Here is a 20902-nt window from a genome sequence, read left to right on the forward strand (position 1 = left end):
GCGTCGTCGCACGGTAGGTATTGACGCGACGATTGGTGCCTTGCGACAAGGTCGCGCGGCCGCAGGGAGATAGATCAAACATGTCCGACGACGAGATCATCCTTTCCGAACTCTCCGACGAGGAACTCGTGCAGCAGATGCACGACGATCTTTATGACGGCCTCAAGGAAGAAATCGAGGAAGGCACGAACATCCTCCTGGAGCGTGGCTGGGCACCTTACACGGTCCTCACCGAGGCGCTGGTCGAAGGCATGCGCATTGTCGGCGAGGATTTCCGCGACGGCATCCTGTTCGTGCCGGAAGTGCTGCTTTCCGCAAATGCGATGAAGGCAGGCATGTTCATCCTGCGCCCGCTGCTCGCAGCCACTGGCGCTCCCAAGCAGGGCAAGATGGTGATCGGCACCGTCAAGGGCGACATTCACGACATCGGCAAGAACCTTGTCGGCATGATGATGGAAGGCGCGGGCTTCGACGTCATCGACCTCGGCATCAACAACCCGGTCGAGAAATATCTCGACGCGATCGAGCAGCATCAGCCGGACATCATCGGCATGTCGGCGCTGCTCACCACCACCATGCCTTACATGAAGGTCGTCATCGACACGATGAAGGAAAAGGGCATTCGCGACGACTATGTCGTTCTGGTCGGCGGCGCCCCGCTCAATGAGGAATTCGGCAAAGCCGTCGGCGCCGATGCTTATTGCCGCGACGCTGCGGTGGCGGTGGAAACCGCCAAGGACTTCATGAAACGCAAGCACAACGTGCGCGCTTCAGCCTGATCGCGAAAGGCCGCGTCTTGCGACGCGGCCTTGTCGTAACCAATTGTGGGGAGCTGGTCAGTTTTTGACCGTGTCCTCGACGGCGCGGGCTGTGCCCTTGACGTCCTTGCCGACGCCACGAACCGTATTGGCACAGCCGGAGAGTACGAGCGCCACGGCAATGACGGCGAGCGGTGCGATGCGTGACAGTTTCATGGACGGTGTCTCCCTTATGGCGATGTAACAATCATCAACGCCAAAGAGATAACACAGTTCCAACGTTGTGCAGAACGCGAATGGCGATGTTGGAGTGATCCGCATGGCAACACAACAGAACCTCGATCCGGCAGCCATCGCCGACGCTGTGGTGATGGTTGATGGGGAGATTCCCTCGGCCGCTCCGCTCATAGAGCGCGTTCGGGTCATTGCTTGCGGCGCGATCGCGCGTGAGGTGCTGGCGGTCTGCAAAGCCAACCATCTCGACCATGTCGACCTGATCTGTCTGCCGGCAATCTGGCATGTCTATCCCGACAAGATCGCGCCCGCGATGCGTGAGGCGATCGCCAAGGCACGAACGGAAGGCTACAGTCGCATCTTCATCGGTTATGCCGAATGCGGCACGCGCGGCGAGCTCGACAAGATCTGCGAGGAAGAGGGCATCGAGCGTATCGGCGGACCACACTGCTATGCCTTCTTCAGCGGCAATGAGGCCTTTGCAAAGGTAGCTGAGGACGAATTCACGGCCTTCTACCTGACCGACCTGATCACGCGCCAGTTCGAGGCTTTTGTCATCGAACCGCTCAAGCTCGACAAACATCCCGAACTCAAGGAAATGGTCTTCGGCAATTACACCAAGATCGTCTATCTGGCGCAGACCGATGACAAGGTCCTGCAGGAGAAAGCGAAGTGGGCAGCCGACTATCTGGGCCTCGACTATGAATATCGCTTCACCGGCTATGGCGATCTCGCGCCCGCGATCCTTTCGGCGGCCGAACGCTGATCATCTGCAGCGTCGCAATCGCTCGCCCGCTCCGTCGATATAGACTCCCCGATAGTTGGACTGGTTTTCCGTCACTCGTGCGAGCTATAACGCCGTCGTCGACGCACTGGGGACACGACATGCATCTGCGCGCCTATGTAATCACCGTTGCCACCCTCCTGTTCGCCGGAAATGCTCTGGCGGACGGCGTGGTGCAAAAATTGATCACGCCGGCGGACAAGGCGCGGCTGACCAAATATGACGAGACCCGCAAGGCAGCACTTGCCGAAGCCAGGGCCGGTCAACCACGCGAGGTAAAAGAACTCGACACGCTGCTCGCCCGCCCCCTGGTCACTTTCTCGGACAAGGATCTCACCGGCAACTGGCAATGCCGCACCATCAAGGCCGGCGGACTCGGCCCGCTTGTCATCTACGGCTGGTTCAAGTGCCGCGTCACCGACGACGGCTCCGGCTGGGCGCTGGAAAAGACCACCGGCTCCCAGCGCACCAAGGGTCGTTTCTATGACGACGGCGAGAAGCGCGCGATCTATCTGGGCTCTGGTTTCGTCGCAGGCGAGAAGGCGCAACGCTATGGCACTGGCCCCAAGACCGACCAGGTCGGTTATGCCTTCCGCACCGGACCGAACGCCTGGCGTGTCGAATTTCCGGCGCCCTACTATGAATCCAAACTCGACATCATCGAATTCAAACGCTGATCGATCTTGGTTCTTGAACAACGCTGACATAAAGGATTAACCGGCTCGGCCGAGGGTATTTTGACTGGGGACTGAACTTGCGACCGCTGCAACTGCGCACGCGGCCAAGCTCTAAGAGGCTGGACTTCCAAGGATGAACGAGGCTGCAGACACGGCACCCGTCGTCGTCGTCACCGAAGGCGGCGACCATATCTGGGCGATCGTCAATGCCATTGCCGACCGTTTCACAAACGTCACCGTCATCCTTGAGACGCCTATCTCCAAATGGTCGCTGCTTAAGCGCCGCGCCGTGCGGCAAGGTTGGGTCTCCGTTTTCGGTCAGATCGGCACCATGCTGCTGGTGCGACTCGGCAAGCGTTTCGGTACTGCGCATGCCGAAGAGATCGCGACCGAATACAATCTCAAGACTCAGCCAAAGCCGGGCCAGGACATCGTGCACGTGCCCTCCGCCAACGCGCCGGAGGCGATCAAGGCTATAACCGACATCAAGCCAGGCGTCGTATTGCTTGCCGGATGCCGTGTGCTGACGAGCGAGACATTGGCTTCCATCCCCTGCCCCGTCATCAACTATCACGCGGGCATCAATCCAAAATACCGCGGCATGAACGGCGCTTACTGGGCGCTGGTGAACAATGACGTCGAGAATTTTGGTACAACCGTTCACCTCGTCGATGCCGGTGTCGACACCGGCGCAGTGCTGCGCCACACGCGCGGCAAGCCTGGTCGCGGCGATACCATCTCGTCCTATCCACTGCGCCAGGCTGCGATTTCGCGCGACGCCTGCGTCGATGTGGTCGAGAAGGTTCTGGCCGGCCGCATCGACCCCTTCGATCCCGGCCTGCCCTCTCAAATCTGGTTTCATCCGACGGTCTGGTCCTATGTGTGGACCGGCATACGCCGCGGCATCTGGTAGGCCAGAGGCCTCCTTCCGTTTACGCTGCGGCACGACGGCATTACACTTCACCTATGGCTGAGATCGACCACAGGCAGATCATTGCATCCCTCTCGGTCGAGGATCGACGCGATCTGACCGAAAAACAGGACGCGCCCGGTGTGCTGCGGCTCGTGCTCCATGGCGGACTGATCGTGCTGCTTGCCGCCCTCATACTGTTCCAGGTTCCATTCTGGCCTGTGCTGATGCCGCCGCTCGGCATCTTCATCGTCTTCCTGTTCACGCTGCTTCACGAGACGATCCACGAGACGGCATTTCGCACCGAACGCCTGAACCGCATGGCCGCCGCCGTTTCCGGCTTCCTCATCCTGCTGCCGCCAGCCTGGTTCCGCTATTTCCATTTCGCCCATCATCGCTACACGCACGATCCGGACAACGATCCGGAACTGATGAGCCCGAAGCCCGAGACAATCGCGCAGTATCTGCGCTACCTGTCCGGCTGGCCTTATTGGAGTGGCATGGTCAAGGTCATCGCCATCAATGCTTCCGGCCGCAACGATGATTCCTTCGTGCCGGAAAAAGGTCGTGCCAAGGTTATCTCGGAGGCACGATGGTTTCTGGGCCTTTACGCCCTGTTGTTGGCCGGCTCTCTGCTCTTGCAATCGACGGCGCTGCTGTGGGTATGGATCGTGCCGGTGCTTATCGGTCAGCCCTTCCTGCGGGCTTACCTCCTGGCCGAGCACACACGCTGCCCGCATGTTGCCAACATGCTCGAAAACACGCGCACCACTTTCACCACGGCCATCGTACGTTTCGTGGCGTGGAACATGCCCTACCACGCCGAGCATCACTCCTATCCGGCAGTGCCCTTCCACCGCCTGCCGCGTTTTCACGAAATCATCGCCGAGCATTTGCGCTCGACGGAACGTGGCTATGTGCGTTTCCATCGCAAGCTCGTGAGCGATTTCAGCAAGCACGACTAGGCAGCTATTTTCAGGGCCGCTGCAGGGTGCCTCGAACCCGCAGGCGCTCTATCGTTTTGCGACATTCGAGCGCGTCGTTTTTGAAGGCGCGCGCGTCGTCTGATGAGAAGCGGGGTATTCCCGCTTCCGGCAATGCTTCAACCATAGAAGGAATACTGACAAATGGCCGATCTGATCGTCGTTTACTGGCGCGACATTCCCGCCCAGGTCATCGTCAAGAAGGGCCGGCAGAACGCCAAGCGCGAACTGCCGCTGCGCTTCACCGAAGCGATAGACATGGCCGCGATGCGTTCCGGCGCTGCCGAGACCGACGCCTATCTTGCTGAATGGCGCAAGGCGGACCCCGTTCCGGTTGGCGACGACCTCGAGGCGGAAGCGGAAAAGGCCACGGCAGCTATCGATGCGGACTATAGCCGGGAGCGGCTGGTCGCTCTCGCCAAGGCAGGCGGCAAGGAAAATGTCTGACACCCAGCCGACACCGAACGCAGGATCAAACAACAGCGCTGCGGGAGCACCCGCCGGTAGTTCTGGCGTTACCCAGGCGACGCTGGTGCGCAAGGCGGCACCGAAAAGCGACTACAAGCCCGCCGACGTGTCGCCACAACGGCGCGTGCAGCGATCTTATTCGGTACGGCTCTGGGCGATCCGCCATTCGAAGTTGCTGGAATGGTTCTACAGCCGCTTTGCCGATGCCTTCCTGCTGCTACACCCGCTTTGGAAAGGCATCGGCTATGGCCGCGTCGAGGCGCCGGTTAAATTCGTCGAAAAACACGTGAAAGGCTTCATGTTCGACTGCCGCATGTGCGGCCAATGCATCCTCTCCTCCACCGGCATGTCCTGCCCGATGAACTGTCCCAAGCAGCTGCGCAACGGCCCCTGCGGGGGTGTGCGTGCCAACGGCAATTGCGAAGTCGAACCGGATATGCCCTGCGTCTGGGTCAAGGCTTGGGAAGGCTCACGCAACATGAACAATGGCGACGCCATCCTCAACGTACAGAAGCCGGTCGACCAGTCGCTGCGGGAAACCTCCGCCTGGCTGCGCGTCACAGCACAGGCGGCTGCCACGCGCGATGCCGCCAAGAGCGCCAACACTGGAGCCTCCGCATGACACCGCCGCGTCCGCCTCAGCGCGACGAAAACCCCGCTGGCATCCATCTTCCGCTGGAGCCCCAGCCCGGCCACTCCTCACGCGGCCGCCTGGAACGCGTGCTGCGCCGCGGCGAATTTGCGGTGACAACCGAGCTCAATCCGCCCGACAGCGCCGACCCGGAAGACGTCTACAACCGTGCCAAGGTGTTTGACGGCTGGGTCGACGCGATCAATGCCGTCGATGCCTCGGGCGCCAACTGCCACATGTCGTCCGTCGGCATCTGCGCGCTGTTGACCCGCATGGGTTACGCCCCGGTCATGCAGATCGCCTGCCGCGACAAGAACCGCATCGCCATCCAGGGCGACGTTCTGGGCGGTGCCGCCATGGGCGTCGCCAACATTCTGTGCCTCACCGGCGACGGCGTGCAGGCGGGTGATCAACCGGGCGCCAAGCCGGTGTTCGATCTCGATTCCATGTCACTCCTCGAAACCGTCCGCATCATGCGCGACAATGGAAAATTCCTTTCGGGCCGCAAGCTGACGACGCCGCCGCAGGTCTTCCTCGGCGCAGCGATCAACCCCTTCGCACCGCCTTATGACTTCCGCCCGATCCATCTCGGCAAGAAAATCGCCGCCGGTGCGCAGTTCGTGCAGAGCCAGTACTGCTTCGACGTGCCGATGTTCAAAACCTTCATGCAGAAAGCGCGCGATCTCGGCCTGACCGAAAAGGTCTTCATCCTCGTCGGCGTCGGGCCGCTGGCCTCGGCCAAGACGGCGAAATGGATCCGTTCCAACGTACCGGGCATCCATATCCCCGATTCCATCATCAAGCGCCTCGAAGGCGCCGAGGACCAGAAAGCCGAAGGCAAGAAGATCTGCATCGATATCATCAATGAAGTGAAGGAAATCCCAGGCGTTTCCGGCGTCCATGTGATGGCCTATCGCCAGGAGGAGTATGTCGCCGAGATCGTCGACGAATCGGGCGTGCTCAAAGGCCGCCAGCCCTGGAAACGCGAGACCCGGGCCGACGATGCGCTGGTTGCCGAGCGCCTCGGCCACATCCTGCAAGACGACGTCACCGAAACACAGGTCGACATGGTGAAGACCGCGCATTGAACATGCACGACGACATCATTGGCTTGATCCACATCAGAAACGATATAAAGAAGTCTTTATATCCGGAGGGAGTTTGAAATGACCCGCACCATCGTCGCTTCGGCGACCCGCGAAATCGTCATCGGTTTCGACCAGCCCTTCTGCGTCATCGGCGAACGCATCAACCCGACCGGCCGCAAGAAGCTGGCCGCGGAGATGCAGGCCGGCAATTTCGAGACGGTCATCAAGGACGCGCTGGAGCAGGCTGCCTGCGGCGCCACCATGCTGGATGTCAATGCGGGCGTGACCGCCGTCGATCCCAATGCCACGGAGCCAGCACTTCTGGTTCAGACCCTGGAAATCGTGCAGGGCCTCGTCGACTTGCCACTCTCGATCGACTCCTCCGTCACCGCTGCGATCGAAGCCGGCCTTAAAGTCGCCAAGGGTCGCCCGCTGGTGAATTCCGTCACCGGCGAGGAAGAGAAGCTGGAAGCCATCCTGCCGCTGGTGAAGAAATATGACGTGCCGGTGGTGGCCATTTCAAACGATGAAACGGGCATTTCGATGGATCCGGATGTGCGCTTCGCCGTGGCCAAGAAGATCGTCGAACGCGCCATGGATTACGGCATCAAGCCGCAGGATGTCGTCGTCGATCCGCTGGTCATGCCGATCGGCGCGCTGGGTGATGCCGGCCGTCAGGTCTTTGCGCTGCTGCGCCGCCTGCGCGAGGAGCTGAAAGTGAATACGACCTGCGGCCTTTCCAACATCTCCTTCGGCCTGCCGCACCGCCATGGCATCAACGCCGGCTTCATCCCGATGGTGATCGGCGCAGGCATGACCTCTGCGATCATGAATCCGGTCCGTCCTCAGGAAATGGAGGCGGTTCGCGCCGCCAATGTGCTGAACGGCACCGACAAGGACTGCATGACCTGGATCAAGACCTACAAGGACTACAAGCCGGGTGAACATGCCGCCCCCGCGCCGGTGGCAGTCAATGCCCCTGGCGATGCCGGCGCGGCTGCAGGCGGACGCCGCCGCGGTGGACGCGAGGCAAGAAGAGCAGCCGGATAAGTCGTGATCGTCTTGGCCAACCCCGTCCGGCGTTCAATCTTCGGCCCTGGTGCTCCCGAGCACCAGATTGAAGACGAACACGCCGACACAGCCCCCTACGATGCCGGAGAGCAACATCCAGGCAACGCTTGCAGCATCATTGGGACGCGACGGGAACAGGTAAACAATGGTGGCTGTCGAAGCGATGATCGCGGCCGCAAGATAATGCGGATACCGGGTCCAGCTCCCTTTGGTGATGCGGACCGCAAGCATGCCTGTGGAGATCGCCGACAGAGCGGACGGAAGCAGGGCAAGCAGCGAAAAGTCCGGCTTCATCGGCAAATGCGCCTTTTGGTCAGACCCTGCCTCTACCCGATTTTCGCCAATGCTGCGTTAACATGATGGTGTCTGAGCGATGAATGCCCCTCTCAACTCCACCGATCCTCTCGTCCTGTTCATGCCGTCCGGCAAGCGCGGGCGGTTCCCGCTCGGCACGCCGGTGCTCGATGCCGCGCGCCAGCTCGGCGTCTATGTGGAATCGGTGTGTGGTGGGCGCGCCACCTGCGGGCGCTGCCAGATCGAAGTGCAGAAAGGCAATTTCGCCAAGCACAAGATCGTCTCCTCGCTCGACCACATTTCGCCGAAAGGTCCGAAGGAAGAGCGCTACGAGCGCGTGCGCGGTCTGCCCGAAGGCAGGCGTCTGTCCTGCTCGGCCACCATCCAGGGCGATCTCGTCATCGATGTACCGCAGGATACGGTGATCAACGCTCAGGTGGTGCGCAAGGCCGCAACCGACCGCGTCATCGAGCGCAATTCGGCGGTTCAGATGTGTTACGTCGAGGTCGAGCAGCCTGACATGCACAAACCTACCGGCGATCTGGAGCGCCTCAAGGCCGTGCTGCAGAACGACTGGGGCTGGAAGGATCTACGCGTCGCGCCACACCTCATCCCCGAGGTCCAGAAGATCCTGCGCAAGGAGAACTGGGCCGTTACGGCGGCGATCCACAAGGACATGGAGTTCTCCCGCGCTACGGTGATCGCGCTTTACCCGGGTCTCAAGAACGAAGCTTATGGCATCGCCTGCGACATCGGATCCACGACGATCGCCATGCATCTGGTGTCGTTGCTATCTGGCCGTGTCGTTGCCTCGTCAGGCACGTCGAACCCGCAAATCCGGTTTGGCGAAGATCTGATGAGTCGCGTCTCCTATGTCATGATGAATCCGGACGGGCGCGAGGCCATGACCAAGGCCGTGCGCGAGGCCGTGAACACGCTCATCGGCAAGGTCTGCGAGGAAGGTGGCGTCGATCGTCACGACATCTTCGATTGCGTCTTTGTTGCCAACCCGATCATGCACCATCTGTTCCTGGGCATTGATCCGACCGAGCTTGGGCAGGCGCCTTTTGCACTGGCCGTATCCGGCGCCGTACAAGGCTGGACCAACGAGATCGGCATCGACGTCAATCGCGGAGCGCGCTTCTACACACTGCCTTGCATTGCCGGTCATGTCGGCGCGGATGCGGCCGGCGCAACTCTGTCGGAAGGTCCGTATCGGCAGGACAGCATGATGTTGCTGGTCGATGTCGGCACCAACGCCGAAATCGTGCTCGGCAACAAGGATCGTGTCGTTGCCGCCTCCTCCCCAACAGGTCCGGCCTTCGAAGGCGCGGAAATCTCGTCCGGCCAGCGCGCCGCGCCCGGCGCCATCGAACGCGTGCGCATCGATCCCGAAACGCTGGAGCCGCGCTATCGCGTCATCGGCACCGATAAATGGTCCGACGAGGAAGGTTTCGAGGAAGCATCCTGGGCCACTGGCGTCACCGGTATCTGCGGCTCGGCCATCATCGAAGTGGTGGCGGAGATGTATCTTTCCGGCATCATTTCGGAAGACGGCGTCGTCGACGGCTCGCTTGCCGAGAAAAGCCCACGCATTATCCAGAACGGCCGCACCTTCTCCTATCTGCTGCGCGAAGGGCGCCAGGGTGAGCCGCGCATTACAGTCACCCAGAACGACATACGCGCCATCCAACTCGCCAAGGCGGCCCTTTATGCCGGCGTGAAGCTTTTGATGGAAAAGCAGGGGGTGGAGACTGTCGACACCATCCGCTTCGCCGGCGCATTCGGTTCCTTCATCGATCCGAAATACGCCATGGTTTTGGGCCTCATCCCCGATTGCGACTTGGCGGAAGTGAAAGCTGTTGGCAACGCCGCAGGCACTGGTGCGCTGATGGCTCTGCTCAACCGCGACCATCGCCGCGAGATCGAGCAACAGGTGGCGAAGATCGAAAAGATCGAAACCGCGCTGGAGCCACATTTCCAGCAGCTGTTCATTGACGCCATGGCGCTGCCGAACAAGGTCGACCCCTTCCCTAAGCTGGCCGAACAGGTCAAACTGCCCCCGCGCAAGGCGGCAAGCGATGAAGGCGCGACTGGCGAGGCAACACCCCGCCGTCGTTCACGCGAGGAACGCGCCGCCCGGCGCAACCGGGAATAGGGAGCCCTGATGCAGGTCGAAGCCCTTATCTTCGATGTCTTCGGTACCTGCGTCGACTGGCGTACCGGCGTCGCCCGCGAAGTGGCGGCGGCGACAGGCGCAAAAGGGCTGGAGATCGACAGCGTCGCCTTTGCGGATGCCTGGCGCGGTCTCTACGAGCCGGCGATGCAGGAAATCCGCTCCGGCCGTCCCTACACCGATCTCGATGCGCTGCATCGCGAGAACCTTGACACGACGCTCGGCAGGTTCGGGATTGCCACACATTTCAATGACGAAGAGCGCGCGGCACTCAATCATGCCTGGGAAAAGCTGCCACCCTGGCCGGATGTCGTTCCCGGTCTGATACGGCTGAAGGCAAGCCGGATCATTGCGCCGTGCTCCAATGGTTCGATAGCACTGATGACGCGGCTGGCCAGATATGGCGCCCTGCCCTGGGACTGCATTCTCGGCGCGGGCATCGCCCGCGCCTATAAGCCCGACCCGCGTACCTATCTTGCGGCGTGCGACGCGTTGAGGCTCGAACCCGCGCATGTGATGATGGTTGCCGCGCACAACGACGATCTGGTCGCCGCAAGGGATTGCGGACTGAAGACGGCCTTCGTGGCACGCCCGCTAGAGCACGGCACCGGTCAAGTGACCGACCTCAAGGCCACGAGCCATTGGGATATCGTCGCGGCGGATTTTCCTGCGCTTTCAGCACATCTGGATCTTCGGTCGCACGACTAGCGGCTTGCAAGACCCAGTGTTGCCTTCGTGACACAGTGGGATGTCAAAGCTCCCGTCATACGGGCTTGCTTCGCTCCCGGCGCCTTTTTCTCGCCCCCTTCGGCACCGAGGTCATCGGCACCGGTGCAGTTCGACACGTGTTCGAGCCGCCGAAATCCAACCGTCCGCGTCTTTCACCAAAGCGTGATTTTGGGTGATTGGAAGCGTTTAGACTTTTCTGCGACGAACCGCTCCAAAGACGCCAACAAGCTCAGGTTTCCCTATGCCCGTTTCGATCACCCGCCGTATGTTCGTCCTCGCCGTCCCATTCATAGCGGCCGGCTGCACCACGACGCAGAAGGTCGCTTCGATCAAGCCGGGCAAACGGGAAGTCCCGCAATACTATCGCGACATGTACGCGGCAGTCGCCGACGATGCTTTTCCCATTCCCGCACCGGACCTGAGCAAGATCGATCCGAAATATTACCGTCAGGAAGTTGCCTACCAGGGGCCCGAACCGTCGGGCACCATCGTCATCGATACGCCGAACCGCTTTCTGTATCTGGTGCTCGGTGAAGGGCGCGCGCTGCGCTATGGCGTCGGTGTCGGCAAGGCTGGCCTCGCCTTCGAAGGCAGTGGCGTGATCCAATACAAGCGCGAATGGCCGCGCTGGACGCCGACATCGGATATGGTCGCGCGTGAACCTGAGCGTTATGGCCCACTCGCCGCTGGCATGGAGCCGGGCCCGACCAACCCGCTCGGCGCCCGTGCGCTCTATCTCTTCAAGAATGGTGTCGACACGCTCTACCGCATCCACGGCACCAACGAGGATTGGTCCATTGGTCGCTCAATCTCGTCTGGCTGCATTCGACTGCTGAACCAGGACATCATCGATCTGCACCGCCGCGTCCTGAACGGAACGCGCGTGGTCGTGCTGCAGCAGGACAACGTGCCCGCAGCCTGATATCGGATCGTATTGCCCGCAGCTGCGGGCTAACGCGATAGGCTGCTGGCATAATCGGTCACAAGACTTCATCCTTGACTTTCGCCTCCGCAGACCAAAATTTCGGTCATTGGGGCAGTCAAGAGCCGGCCAGCCGGCGCAGCATCAGTCCGTCGTGTTCCATGGCCAGCATCCGTAGCCGTCTCGTTTCGTTTGTTCTGAAACATACCCGCAAGAAGGCGTTCTCCACCCCGGAGAACATGCATCGCTGGATCCAGCACGCCCGCAGGAAACAAAGCCACCTGCCGCCGCCGGCCATCGCCCAGCGTTTCGACATCACAACACGCAGCGTCGCCGGCTTCCCCGTCTACGACATCGCACCGAAAAGCGGCAGCGGCAGGCGGATTCTTTACCTACACGGCGGCGCCTATGTCTTTGAAATTACAACCTATCACTGGGCGCTTATTGCCGAGATGGCAGAACGCCTGGGCTTCGGCGTGACCGTACCGATCTATCCGATCGCCCCCGAACATGACTTCCATGACATGTTCGGCATGGTGGGCGCGGTCTACCGCGAAATGCTCGAAGAGACGGCCGCCGAAGACATCATATTCATGGGCGATTCAGCCGGTGGCAACATGGCGGTGGTGCTGACCATGATGATGGCCGAGGAAGGTCTGCCTACGCCCGGTAGCCATGTGCTGATCTCGCCGGGCCTCGACATGTCGCTGGCCAATCCGGAAGTATTCGAAGCCGAGCAGCACGACCCTTGGCTCGGCATTCCTGGCGGATTGGAAGCGGTACGCCTCTACGGAGCCGGCATGGACCGCAGCGACTGGCATATCAGCCCGATTTACGGTGACCTCACCGTGCTGCCTCCAACACTGCTCCTCACTGGCTCGCACGATCTTCTGACGCCCGACAATCTGATCTTCGCCGACAAGGCGCGTGCCGCAGGCGTCGAGATTGAACTCGTCCACGAGGAAGGCATGTTTCACGTCTGGCCGCTAATCAACATGCCGGAGGCGCGCCGCGCGCGCGACCGCATGGTGGCGTTCCTGAACAGCCGGGTGCGCCAGGCCGACATGCCGCTGGCGGCGGAATAAGGAAGCAACTTTTAGAAACGTCCCGTTTCCCGGAACACATCGAAGGTCGCGCGGATATGATCAGCCACCGCCTTGACCGGCGCACTGGCGTCCGGCGTGACGATCATCGCCAGATTGTAGCTGCCGATATGCGGCATGCCGTCCTTCGGCCCCAGCTCGACCATGTCATTGCCCAGGAAGGATTTCGGCAGCGGTGCCACCGCGAGATCGGCCTGGATCGCCGCGCGCTGGCCTGCCGTGTGCGCACTCATATAAGCAACGCGATAATTGCGGCCCTCACGACCGAGCGCTTCCAGGGCACCGGCTCGCCACACGCAGCCTTCCTCCCAGATCGAAACCGGCAGCGGCTCACGCAGATGCGCGCAACCGCCCTTTGCACCTGCCCAGACGATCGGCTCGGTTAGAAGCACCTCGGCGCCGATGGCGCTGGTCTTGTAGGAATTGGTGAGCAGTGTGAGGTCGAGCGCACGATCATCCATGCGTCGACGCAGGTTGATCGACTGGTCGATGGTGACATCGACGGCAATCGAAGGATGCGATTTCGCAAAACGCTTCAACACATGCGGCAGGACGCGTTCGCCATAATCGTCCGGCGAGCCCAGCCGCACGACGCCGACGATATCGGGTACGATGAACTTGGAAACTGCCTCGCGATTGATGGCGAGTAGCCGTCGTGCATAGCCAAGCAACATCTCGCCATCCGTGGTCAGCGCCACCGAGCGTGCATCACGCGCGAAGACCGAGCGGCCAAGCACGTCCTCAAGTTTCTTGATCTGCATGGACACGGCGGACGGCGTACGGAAGACCGCAGTTGCCGCCGTGGTGAAGCTGCCTGTTTCGGCGATTGCAACGAAAGTACGCAACACATCCAGATCCAGCAGGGGAAGCGGATGATTGAGTGGCGCGTTCATGGCATCACCTTCAAATTTTCTGATGCAAAGCATCATCCCATTTCGTTTGATTGAATATCACGGAAAGTTCATAGTCAACAGCGTCGAGAAGGCCCGATCGATCACTGCTGACAACAGCTGGCGCAGCAGTCGCATTGACGTGCCCAGCAGCAGAATTTGCCAGCCAACCGTGGAAGGAGAAAGTGCATGTACATTCTGTCAACCATCGGTCGGATCGCGACCGAACTCGGCGCCGCTCGCAGCCGCTATCTCACCGAGCGCGCCATCAGCTCCCTCCCGGCTGAGGTGCAGAAGGACATCGGCTGGCCCGATGTGACGTCGAGGGCGGTTCACACCCCCGGCGTCGGAAGCTGGGCCGGAGCAAAATGACCGAGTTCTATTCCCTTTGAAGCCCGCCGCGACCCTTCCGGCGGGCTTTTTCGCGTTTGTGGCGAACGGTTAACCGGCCATGCAATGGCTGCATGACGCATATGAACAAGCCGCATAGCAGCTAAAAAAGAGACCAACCGATTGTAAAAACTATAAAATATCATTCTTTTGCTGAAACCGCGTCGAAGCCCATGTCGCTTTTTCATGCGAAACGCTTCGCTTTTACGATTTTGTTTTCGCTTGGACAGGCATATATGCACTGCAGCAAACGAGCTGCCCCACTCCATCACGCGAAGGCGACCCGGCCGCACATCGGCCCGAAAATCGGAATCGGTTTTCGGCAAGCACGATGTGCAATTCAAAAGTGTTAGAGCGCCCTTTGCGCGTCCAAATAGACGCGCGGCGCTCTAAGGCAACCGATTGGAGATAACGATGAAGCTCTTTACCCGCCTGTTCGCCCGTCGCGAAATCAACCTGACCACAGCTTTGGAACGTCAGCGCCTGGCCAAGACCATGCCCGGCCAGACCGGTGCGGTTGCCGCCGCTCGCCTCGGCTTTATCGCCTGAGTTCAAGTATCACGCGGCAGACATCTGTCGCTTGTCCGATTGACAACGCCGCTTCGGTCTCGCCGAGGCGGCGTTTTCGTTGCGAGCGTCGTCTTGCCGGCTCCCGCCGATCACCAACCGACCAAAGGCGCTATTCCGAAGCGCTGTAAGGATCCGCCAGTGCTGCTTCGGGCCGGCTGATCGGGACCTTCGTCAGTGATGTCCTTTTCGACAAAGCTTTGTCGCCACCGGCCGCGAGCAGTTTGCGGAAGGTCGGGTGCATGCCGCCGTCAGTGTAGGCGTGAACCGCGGTGCCAGTCATAGTCGACGCCATCGTCTCGGCGCTGGAAAGATCGCGCTCGGTCCGTGCCGCTACCAGCGGGTCGGCGCCGGATATGGTTGGCGGGCATGCCGCGAGCGGGTCTAACGGATCGCCGCCCGCAAATTCAGCATCGAAGACATAGCGCTTGTCGCAATACGCAACCTTGGGCTGACGTCGCGTCACCTCAAAGCTGTCGTAGCCTTTCTTCAAGTCCGTCCAGAAGCCATAGTTCGGATTGTTGCGGTTGCGGGCCATCTTTTGAGCGGTCATGCGAAACGGAAAGGCCTGCACCTGGAAGGAAGTCTGGCCGCCCTTCAAAGCCTCGCGCGCCACCGCATAGATCTCGGCCACCCCTTCATCCGTCAATGCGTAGCAACCGGAGGACGAACAGGCACCGTGTACCATCAAGGCTTCGCCCGAATAGCCGAGTGCTGACTCCAGCTTGTTGGGGTAACCCAGATTGAAGGAGAGATAGTATTGGGAGTTCGGATTCAGCCTGTCCGCACTGACATGGTAGAACCCCTCCGGCGCCTGGCGATCACCTATCCTCTTCTTGGGGCCGAGTTGCCCCGACCAGCGACACATCGGGTAGGTCTTCAGCAACGCATATTTGCCATTGCCGTTCCGTTTCCAGATTTCGAGCTCGCTCTCTTCCTTGAAAATGCGCACCAGAATGGGCGACGAAGGCGTCATCCCTTTGCTCTTCATCTGCGCCACCAGCTTGGCCGGAATGGGTTGGATGCCTTTCGTATCGACGTCCAGGGCGGACGAAACACATCCGGCCGCAAGCGCGGCCAGTAGAATTGCTGAACTGAGTTTGGCGAGTTTTGCGAACACGGGCTTGTTAGCGATAGCTGCGGATCAAAGACGCAGTATGTCGGTCAACACGGTTAACGCTTCGTTCCATTCACGAGAATGTCAAGTCAAGTCTTCAAAAGACCGCCTTCCGTCACGAACTTCGTCGTAATTTTCCGTACCTCCGATCACGACGCGATCAGACATTGACCTCGAAAGACTGGCATTTTTGCGGCATCGCCCGAGGGAGCTGGACGGCGCCGACGGATCCAAAGCGCTTGCGGTAGTCGATTTGCGACCCATGTCGCAAATTTAGTCGCGTCGGGCCGCCACAGCCAATTGACAGAAAATAATTTTCCTGATGACGCTGTGCTGATCGCGACATTCTGTTCGCGTCATGGGAGGAAGATTTTCGTGAACGCCGTTAAGCATCCGATCAAACGATCGCTGGTCTTTTTCCTGGTTCCCGATTTCACCATGGTCGCATTTGCGACAGCGCTCGAACCGCTGCGCATTGCCAACCGTATGCTGGGTTACGAAGCCTATCGCTGGCGCCTCGCCAGCACCGACGGCAAGCCGGTGCAGGCCTCCAACGGCGTGCTGTGCGCGGTAAACACCTCGCTCGATGAGGAGCGCCGCAAGATGGCCGGGCCGGACCGCCCATCGATGGCCATCATATGCACCGGCATGGATGTCGAAAGGTATCACAACAAATCGGTCTTTGCCTGGCTGCGCGAGGAGTATAACCGCGGCGTTGCCGTGGGCGGCCTGTGTACCGGCGCCTATGTGCTGGCTGCGGCCGGCCTCCTGTCCAACAAACGCTGCGCCATCCACTGGGAAAACCTTCCGGGCTTCCAGGAAGCCTTCCCGAAAGCAAATGTCTTTGCGGACCTCTTTGAGGTCGACCAGAACATCTACACATGCGCTGGCGGCACCGCCGCACTCGACATGATGCTGAAGCTGATCGGCGACGATTTCGACGAAAACCTTGTCAACCGTGTCTGCGAGCAAGTGCTGACCGATCGCGTCAGAAGCCCGACCGACCGCCAGCGCCTGCCTTTGCGTGCACGCCTCGGCGTGCAGAACTCGAAAGTGCTGACCATCATCGAACTGATGGAAGCCAATCTTGCGGAGCCGTTGTCGCTGATCGAGATCGCCGACCATGTCGACCTGTCGCGCCGTCAGATCGAGCGTCTGTTCCGCACCGAGATGGGCCGCTCTCCTGCCCGCTACTATCTGGAGATCAGGCTCGACCGCGCCCGCCACCTGTTGATTCAATCGTCTCTGCCGGTGGTCGAGGTCGCCGTGGCCTGCGGTTTCGTTTCGGCCTCGCACTTCTCGAAATGCTATCGCGAACTCTACGCGCGCTCGCCGCAGCAGGAGCGTGTCGACCGCAAGCAGTTGCTGGCGGCTTGAATCCAAAACCTCCCCGCGAAACGGGGAGGTCCGCCTCACCGGCTATCGAACATCAGGCCGCGGTCGCGCCATTTCTTCTCGCCCGCCAGGCAATCGATCGTTGAACTGGCCTGCGCCAGCACGATGGGTGGATGCGCTGCCTCCTCAACCGCCCATTGCGGTGAAGCAGCGTCCGCCAATTCCAGCACCAACTTGCGGCGGACCGCTTCGGGGAACTGCTCCCAGCCGTTGACCGGAATCATGAAAGAGCCCGGCCCGCCGATCACGCAATCTCGGTAATAGCGGTCAAGATCCCGGATATCGTAGGAAGTCTCGAAGCCGCCATTGGTCATCAGCGGCAAACCGTTGATGATGATGCCCTGTTTCAGCACTGCGTCGCGCACAAGCGGCACGGGTGCGCCTTGATTGTTCGGTCCGTCGCCGGAAATGTCGATGACACGCTTGGCCCCCTCGAACCCGCTCTCGGCGAACAGATCGGCTCCGAACTCCAGCGCCGCCGAGATCGATGTGCGGCGCGCGCTGTTGGGCGGACGCGCAGTCAACTGCGCCACCACACGCTCTGCGTCGGTTCGGTTGGCGACCATCGTCCAAGGCACCACCACCACCTGCGACATGGTACCGGCCCATTCAACATAGGTGATCGCGATCTTGCCATGAACACCGTCCGCGATGGCACGCAATACCGCCTCGTCGGTCAGCGCGGCGGCGTAGCCATGACGCTGTATCTCAAGCTCCTCGGGAGACATGGAAAGCGAAACATCGACCGCGAGCACCAACTCGACATCGACCTGCTCGGCGGCTTGAGCTGCGGGCATCAATCCAGCTGTCAGCGCCGAAATGGCGCCGGCAAGAAGGACACTGGCTGCGGATGCCGACATGTATGGAGGGTAAGCGAGATTCGGCTTCCCACAAAGATAAAGCCCGGCTGCAGCCGGGCTTTATTCCTCACGATTTCGCGAGGTTTGTGACAACGCGCTGATGTGATCAGCTGCGCGGCTTCAGGCTCTCGGGATCGTAGAGCGGCTTATAGCCGACGCCGACCACTTCGACAGGATAGGTTTCGCCGAAATACTCGACCTGCAGCTTCTGTCCTTCCCGGGCGAAAGTCCAGGGCAGATAAGCCAACGCGATGTTCTTGCCGAGCGTCGGACCATAGGCCACCGAGGTGGTGAACGAGCGCCTTCCGAGCTCATCGACCAGCGTCTCGCCGGTTGCCGGGTCCATAACCGGCATGGCGCCAACCGGATAGCGGGCGACACCGTTGGAATCGACGTTGCCTGTCATCACCAGCGTGCACAGCATCGCCGGTTGATGATCGCGCGCGCGATGTTCCAGATGTTTCGCCTTGCCGCGGAAATCCGCTTCCTTGACCTTTGGACGCTGGAGATCGCTTTCCAGGAGATTGTATTCGGTCAGCAGATCGGCGTTCTGCAGGCGCAGGCTCTTTTCCATGCGGCGCGAATTGGCGTAGGTCTCGACACCGAAGGCCATGACGCCGGTGGCGCGCAGCGCATCCCAGACGGCCAGCCCGTCCTCGTAGCGCATGTGCAGCTCCCAGCCCTGTTCGCCGACATAGGAGATGCGGAATGCCGTCACATCCTTGCCTGCAATCCTGATCGACTTGATCGCCGCAAACGGGAAATTCTCCTGTGCAAGCCCGGCCGGATCCTCGACCACCTTCTGCAGGGTCGTTCGGGCATTGGGGCCCCAGATGCCGATGGTCACGAACTTCTCGGTCACGTCGGTGACAGTGACATTGAAGCCTTTGTCCTCAGCCATCCGCTTCACATAGTGGAAGTCGCGCGGGCCGGCATCAGCCCCGTCGATGACGCGGCAACGGTCGGCCATGCGAATGACGGTGAGATCGGCGCGCACCATGCCTTCATCGTCGAGGAAGTGGGTGTAGATGCCTTTGCCGATGTTGTTGTCGCCACCGATCTTGGCTGCACACAACCATTCCATCAGTTCGACATGGTCGGGCCCCTCGACATCGAACATATAGAAATGAGACAGGTTGACGATGCCGCAATCTTCGCTCATCGCGAGATGCTCGGCATTCGACACGCGCCAGAAATGGCGGTTGTCCCACTCGTTCTCACGCTTCGGTACGCGGTTGCCATACTTTTCAAGCAGGTGCTCGTTGGCGGCGTAACCATGCGCGCGCTCCCAGCCGCCGAGCTCCATGAAATAGCCGCCGAGTTCCTTCTCACGCTCATAGAATGGCGAACGGCGGATGTTTCGACCCGTGGCGTAGGGCTCACGCGGATGGACAGCCGGCGTGTAGATCTTTTGCGCCGCCTCGCCACAACGGCCTTCGATGAAGTTCTCTTCGAGCTGATGCGGATAGAACCGGCTATAGTCGATGGAAGCATGGTCGACATGGGTCCGCCCGTCCGTCATCCAGTCGGCGATCAGCTTGCCATAACCGGGGCCGTCCTTGACCCAGATGGCGACGGCGTACCACAGCCCCCTCACCTTTTGGCTCTCGCCGCAGGATGCACCGCCTGCAGCCGAGACTTGCAGCAGACCGTTGAAGGAATGGCTTTCGTTGTAGCCGAGTTCGCCGAGGATCGGTGTCAACTCGATGGCGCGTTCCAGCGGCTCGAGGATCTGGTCCATTTCGAGATCGCGCTGCGACGGCGACAGGCGTGCTTCGTGCTTTTCGAGCAAGTCACGCGGATGGCAGAGGCGCGGGTTCTTCTCTTCGTAATAGCCCCATTCGATTTGGCCGCCTTCGGTGGTCTTCGGATCGCCGGTGTCGCGCATATAGGCGGAATTGCCCTGATCGCGCAGCAGCGGCCAGCCGATTTCCTTGCCGGTTCCGGCAAATTCGTTGTACGGGCCAAAGAAGGTGAGCGGATGGTCGACAGGCATGACCGGCAGGTCCTCACCCGCCATTTCAGCGATCAATCTGCCCCACAAGCCGGCGCAGACCACGACATGGTCGGCCTCGATCGTTCCGCGATCGGTCACCACGCCCTTGATGCGGCCATTCTCGATGACCAGGGATTTCGCCGATGTGTTGGCGAAGGCCTGCAGTTTGCCGGCCGCCACGCCCTGGTCGACCAGTTTGCCCGCCACTGTCTGAGAGCGCGGGACGACGAGGCCGGCGTCAGGATCCCACAGGCCGCCCTGCACCAGGCTTTCTTCGATGAGAGGGAATTTCTCCTTGATCTCGGCTGGTTCGATCAGTCGGGCGCGCGTGCCGAAGGCCTTGGCGGAAGCAACCTTGCGCTTGATCTCATCCATGCGGCTGTCATCGCCCACCCGTGCCACTTCGAGACCGCCGATGCGAGCGTAGTGGCCCATCTTCTCGTAGAATTCGAGGGAATAGAGCGAAGTCCAGCAGGATAGGAAATCGTGGCTGGTCATGTAGCAGAAGTCGGAGGCATGCGCGGTCGAGCCGACGTCTGTCGGGATGCCGGATTTGTCGATGCCGACGATGTCTTCCCAGCCGCGTTCGATCAGATGATGCGCGACGGATGCGCCGACGATCCCGCCCAGCCCGATGATGACGACCTTCGCCTTTTTCGGGAACCCTGCCATTGCGTGCCACTCCGAGAATGATGCTCGCGCGCACACTATAGGGCGCCGTCATACGATTGCAGCCTGTTTGCGACATTGCAAAAAAGCGGCGCGACGCGGCCACGGCAGCCATTTGCACTTTGGCCGATCTGTTCAATTTAACGCTTACTTGCAGATTTTCTGATAGGCGGAGAATATGATCCGTTAT

22 protein-coding genes are annotated in these 20902 nt (G+C 60.6%); 16 read left to right on the forward strand and 6 right to left on the reverse strand.

The window, feature by feature from the left end; all coding sequences use genetic code 11:
* Positions 1–80 precede the first annotated feature (80 nt).
* A complete protein-coding gene (locus AO692_RS00275; RefSeq protein WP_054308027.1) occupies positions 81–779 on the forward strand; it encodes a B12-binding domain-containing protein in 699 nt (232 codons plus the stop codon).
* Positions 780–836: 57 nt separating this feature from the next.
* Here AO692_RS00275 and AO692_RS32095 read toward each other — a convergent pair whose 3' ends face one another.
* Positions 837–974, reverse strand: a complete 138-nt coding sequence (locus tag AO692_RS32095) for an entericidin A/B family lipoprotein (RefSeq protein ID WP_082407155.1) — start codon at positions 972–974, stop codon at positions 837–839.
* 154 nt (positions 975–1128) lie between these two features.
* Between AO692_RS32095 and AO692_RS00280 the strand changes: the two genes are divergently transcribed.
* The 8 genes from AO692_RS00280 (at position 1129) to AO692_RS00315 (ending at position 7583) form a co-directional block, all read left to right on the forward strand.
* Positions 1129–1758, forward strand: a complete 630-nt coding sequence (locus tag AO692_RS00280) for a DUF1638 domain-containing protein (protein ID WP_054308427.1) — start codon at positions 1129–1131, stop codon at positions 1756–1758.
* 119 nt (positions 1759–1877) lie between these two features.
* Positions 1878–2453 (forward strand): DUF4893 domain-containing protein, encoded by a 576-nt coding sequence (locus AO692_RS00285; RefSeq protein WP_054308028.1) that lies wholly within the window; start codon positions 1878–1880, stop codon positions 2451–2453.
* 133 nt (positions 2454–2586) lie between these two features.
* The gene (locus tag AO692_RS00290; protein WP_054308029.1) at positions 2587–3366 is read left to right on the forward strand and encodes a formyl transferase; all 780 of its coding nucleotides are present in this window, start codon (positions 2587–2589) and stop codon (positions 3364–3366) included.
* Positions 3367–3419: 53 nt separating this feature from the next.
* Positions 3420–4328: a fatty acid desaturase gene (locus AO692_RS00295; RefSeq protein WP_244483215.1), complete on the forward strand. Its 909-nt coding sequence runs from the start codon at positions 3420–3422 to the stop codon at positions 4326–4328.
* 162 nt (positions 4329–4490) lie between these two features.
* Complete coding sequence (locus tag AO692_RS00300) at positions 4491–4793, forward strand: virulence factor (protein WP_054308030.1); 303 nt, start codon at positions 4491–4493, stop codon at positions 4791–4793.
* Positions 4786–5436: a methylenetetrahydrofolate reductase C-terminal domain-containing protein gene (locus AO692_RS00305; RefSeq protein WP_054308031.1), complete on the forward strand. Its 651-nt coding sequence runs from the start codon at positions 4786–4788 to the stop codon at positions 5434–5436. Before AO692_RS00300 ends, AO692_RS00305 begins: the two co-directional genes overlap by 8 nt.
* Complete coding sequence (locus tag AO692_RS00310) at positions 5433–6533, forward strand: methylenetetrahydrofolate reductase (RefSeq protein ID WP_054308032.1); 1101 nt, start codon at positions 5433–5435, stop codon at positions 6531–6533. Before AO692_RS00305 ends, AO692_RS00310 begins: the two co-directional genes overlap by 4 nt.
* 78 nt (positions 6534–6611) lie before the next feature.
* Positions 6612–7583 (forward strand): methyltetrahydrofolate cobalamin methyltransferase, encoded by a 972-nt coding sequence (locus AO692_RS00315; RefSeq protein WP_054308033.1) that lies wholly within the window; start codon positions 6612–6614, stop codon positions 7581–7583.
* Between the two features lie 33 nt (positions 7584–7616).
* On the opposite strand, the gene AO692_RS00320 is transcribed toward AO692_RS00315, so the two are convergent.
* A complete protein-coding gene (locus AO692_RS00320) occupies positions 7617–7898 on the reverse strand; it encodes a hypothetical protein (protein WP_054308034.1) in 282 nt (93 codons plus the stop codon).
* Positions 7899–7977: 79 nt separating this feature from the next.
* Between AO692_RS00320 and AO692_RS00325 the strand changes: the two genes are divergently transcribed.
* The 4 genes from AO692_RS00325 to AO692_RS00340 all read left to right on the forward strand — a co-directional run bounded on the left by AO692_RS00325 (position 7978) and on the right by AO692_RS00340 (position 12810).
* A complete protein-coding gene (locus tag AO692_RS00325) occupies positions 7978–10056 on the forward strand; it encodes an ASKHA domain-containing protein (RefSeq protein ID WP_054308035.1) in 2079 nt (692 codons plus the stop codon).
* 9 nt (positions 10057–10065) lie between these two features.
* Positions 10066–10782: a haloacid dehalogenase type II gene (locus tag AO692_RS00330; protein WP_054308036.1), complete on the forward strand. Its 717-nt coding sequence runs from the start codon at positions 10066–10068 to the stop codon at positions 10780–10782.
* 262 nt (positions 10783–11044) lie between these two features.
* Positions 11045–11725 (forward strand): L,D-transpeptidase, encoded by a 681-nt coding sequence (locus AO692_RS00335; RefSeq protein WP_054308037.1) that lies wholly within the window; start codon positions 11045–11047, stop codon positions 11723–11725.
* A 161-nt stretch (positions 11726–11886) separates the two neighbouring features.
* Entirely contained in the window at positions 11887–12810 is a 924-nt protein-coding gene (locus tag AO692_RS00340; protein WP_054308038.1) for an alpha/beta hydrolase, read from the forward strand.
* 11 nt (positions 12811–12821) lie between these two features.
* Here the strand turns inward: AO692_RS00340 and AO692_RS00345 are convergent, their stop codons facing one another.
* A complete protein-coding gene (locus AO692_RS00345; RefSeq protein WP_054308429.1) occupies positions 12822–13721 on the reverse strand; it encodes a LysR substrate-binding domain-containing protein in 900 nt (299 codons plus the stop codon).
* Positions 13722–13907: 186 nt separating this feature from the next.
* Here AO692_RS00345 and AO692_RS00350 point away from each other — a divergent pair, with 186 nt between their 5' ends.
* Positions 13908–14090, forward strand: a complete 183-nt coding sequence (locus tag AO692_RS00350) for a hypothetical protein (protein WP_054308039.1) — start codon at positions 13908–13910, stop codon at positions 14088–14090.
* A 432-nt stretch (positions 14091–14522) separates the two neighbouring features.
* Positions 14523–14657, forward strand: coding sequence for a hypothetical protein (locus AO692_RS33845; protein WP_152979659.1), 135 nt, complete (start codon positions 14523–14525; stop codon positions 14655–14657).
* 130 nt (positions 14658–14787) lie between these two features.
* On the opposite strand, the gene AO692_RS00355 is transcribed toward AO692_RS33845, so the two are convergent.
* The gene (locus tag AO692_RS00355; protein ID WP_244483226.1) at positions 14788–15720 is read right to left on the reverse strand and encodes a murein L,D-transpeptidase family protein; all 933 of its coding nucleotides are present in this window, start codon (positions 15718–15720) and stop codon (positions 14788–14790) included.
* Between the two features lie 510 nt (positions 15721–16230).
* Between AO692_RS00355 and AO692_RS00360 the strand changes: the two genes are divergently transcribed.
* Entirely contained in the window at positions 16231–17169 is a 939-nt protein-coding gene (locus AO692_RS00360; RefSeq protein ID WP_348271439.1) for a GlxA family transcriptional regulator, read from the forward strand.
* Positions 17170–17204: 35 nt separating this feature from the next.
* On the opposite strand, the gene AO692_RS00365 is transcribed toward AO692_RS00360, so the two are convergent.
* Together AO692_RS00365 and AO692_RS00370 are read right to left on the reverse strand one after the other, a co-directional pair.
* Positions 17205–18047: a DUF1194 domain-containing protein gene (locus tag AO692_RS00365; protein ID WP_054308042.1), complete on the reverse strand. Its 843-nt coding sequence runs from the start codon at positions 18045–18047 to the stop codon at positions 17205–17207.
* A 106-nt stretch (positions 18048–18153) separates the two neighbouring features.
* Entirely contained in the window at positions 18154–20715 is a 2562-nt protein-coding gene (locus AO692_RS00370) for an FAD-dependent oxidoreductase (RefSeq protein WP_054308043.1), read from the reverse strand.
* Between the last annotated feature and the right edge of the window lie 187 nt (positions 20716–20902).

The sequence above is a fragment of the Mesorhizobium sp. 1M-11 genome (assembly GCF_001303895.1).
Taxonomy (GTDB): Bacteria; Pseudomonadota; Alphaproteobacteria; order Rhizobiales; family Rhizobiaceae; genus Mesorhizobium.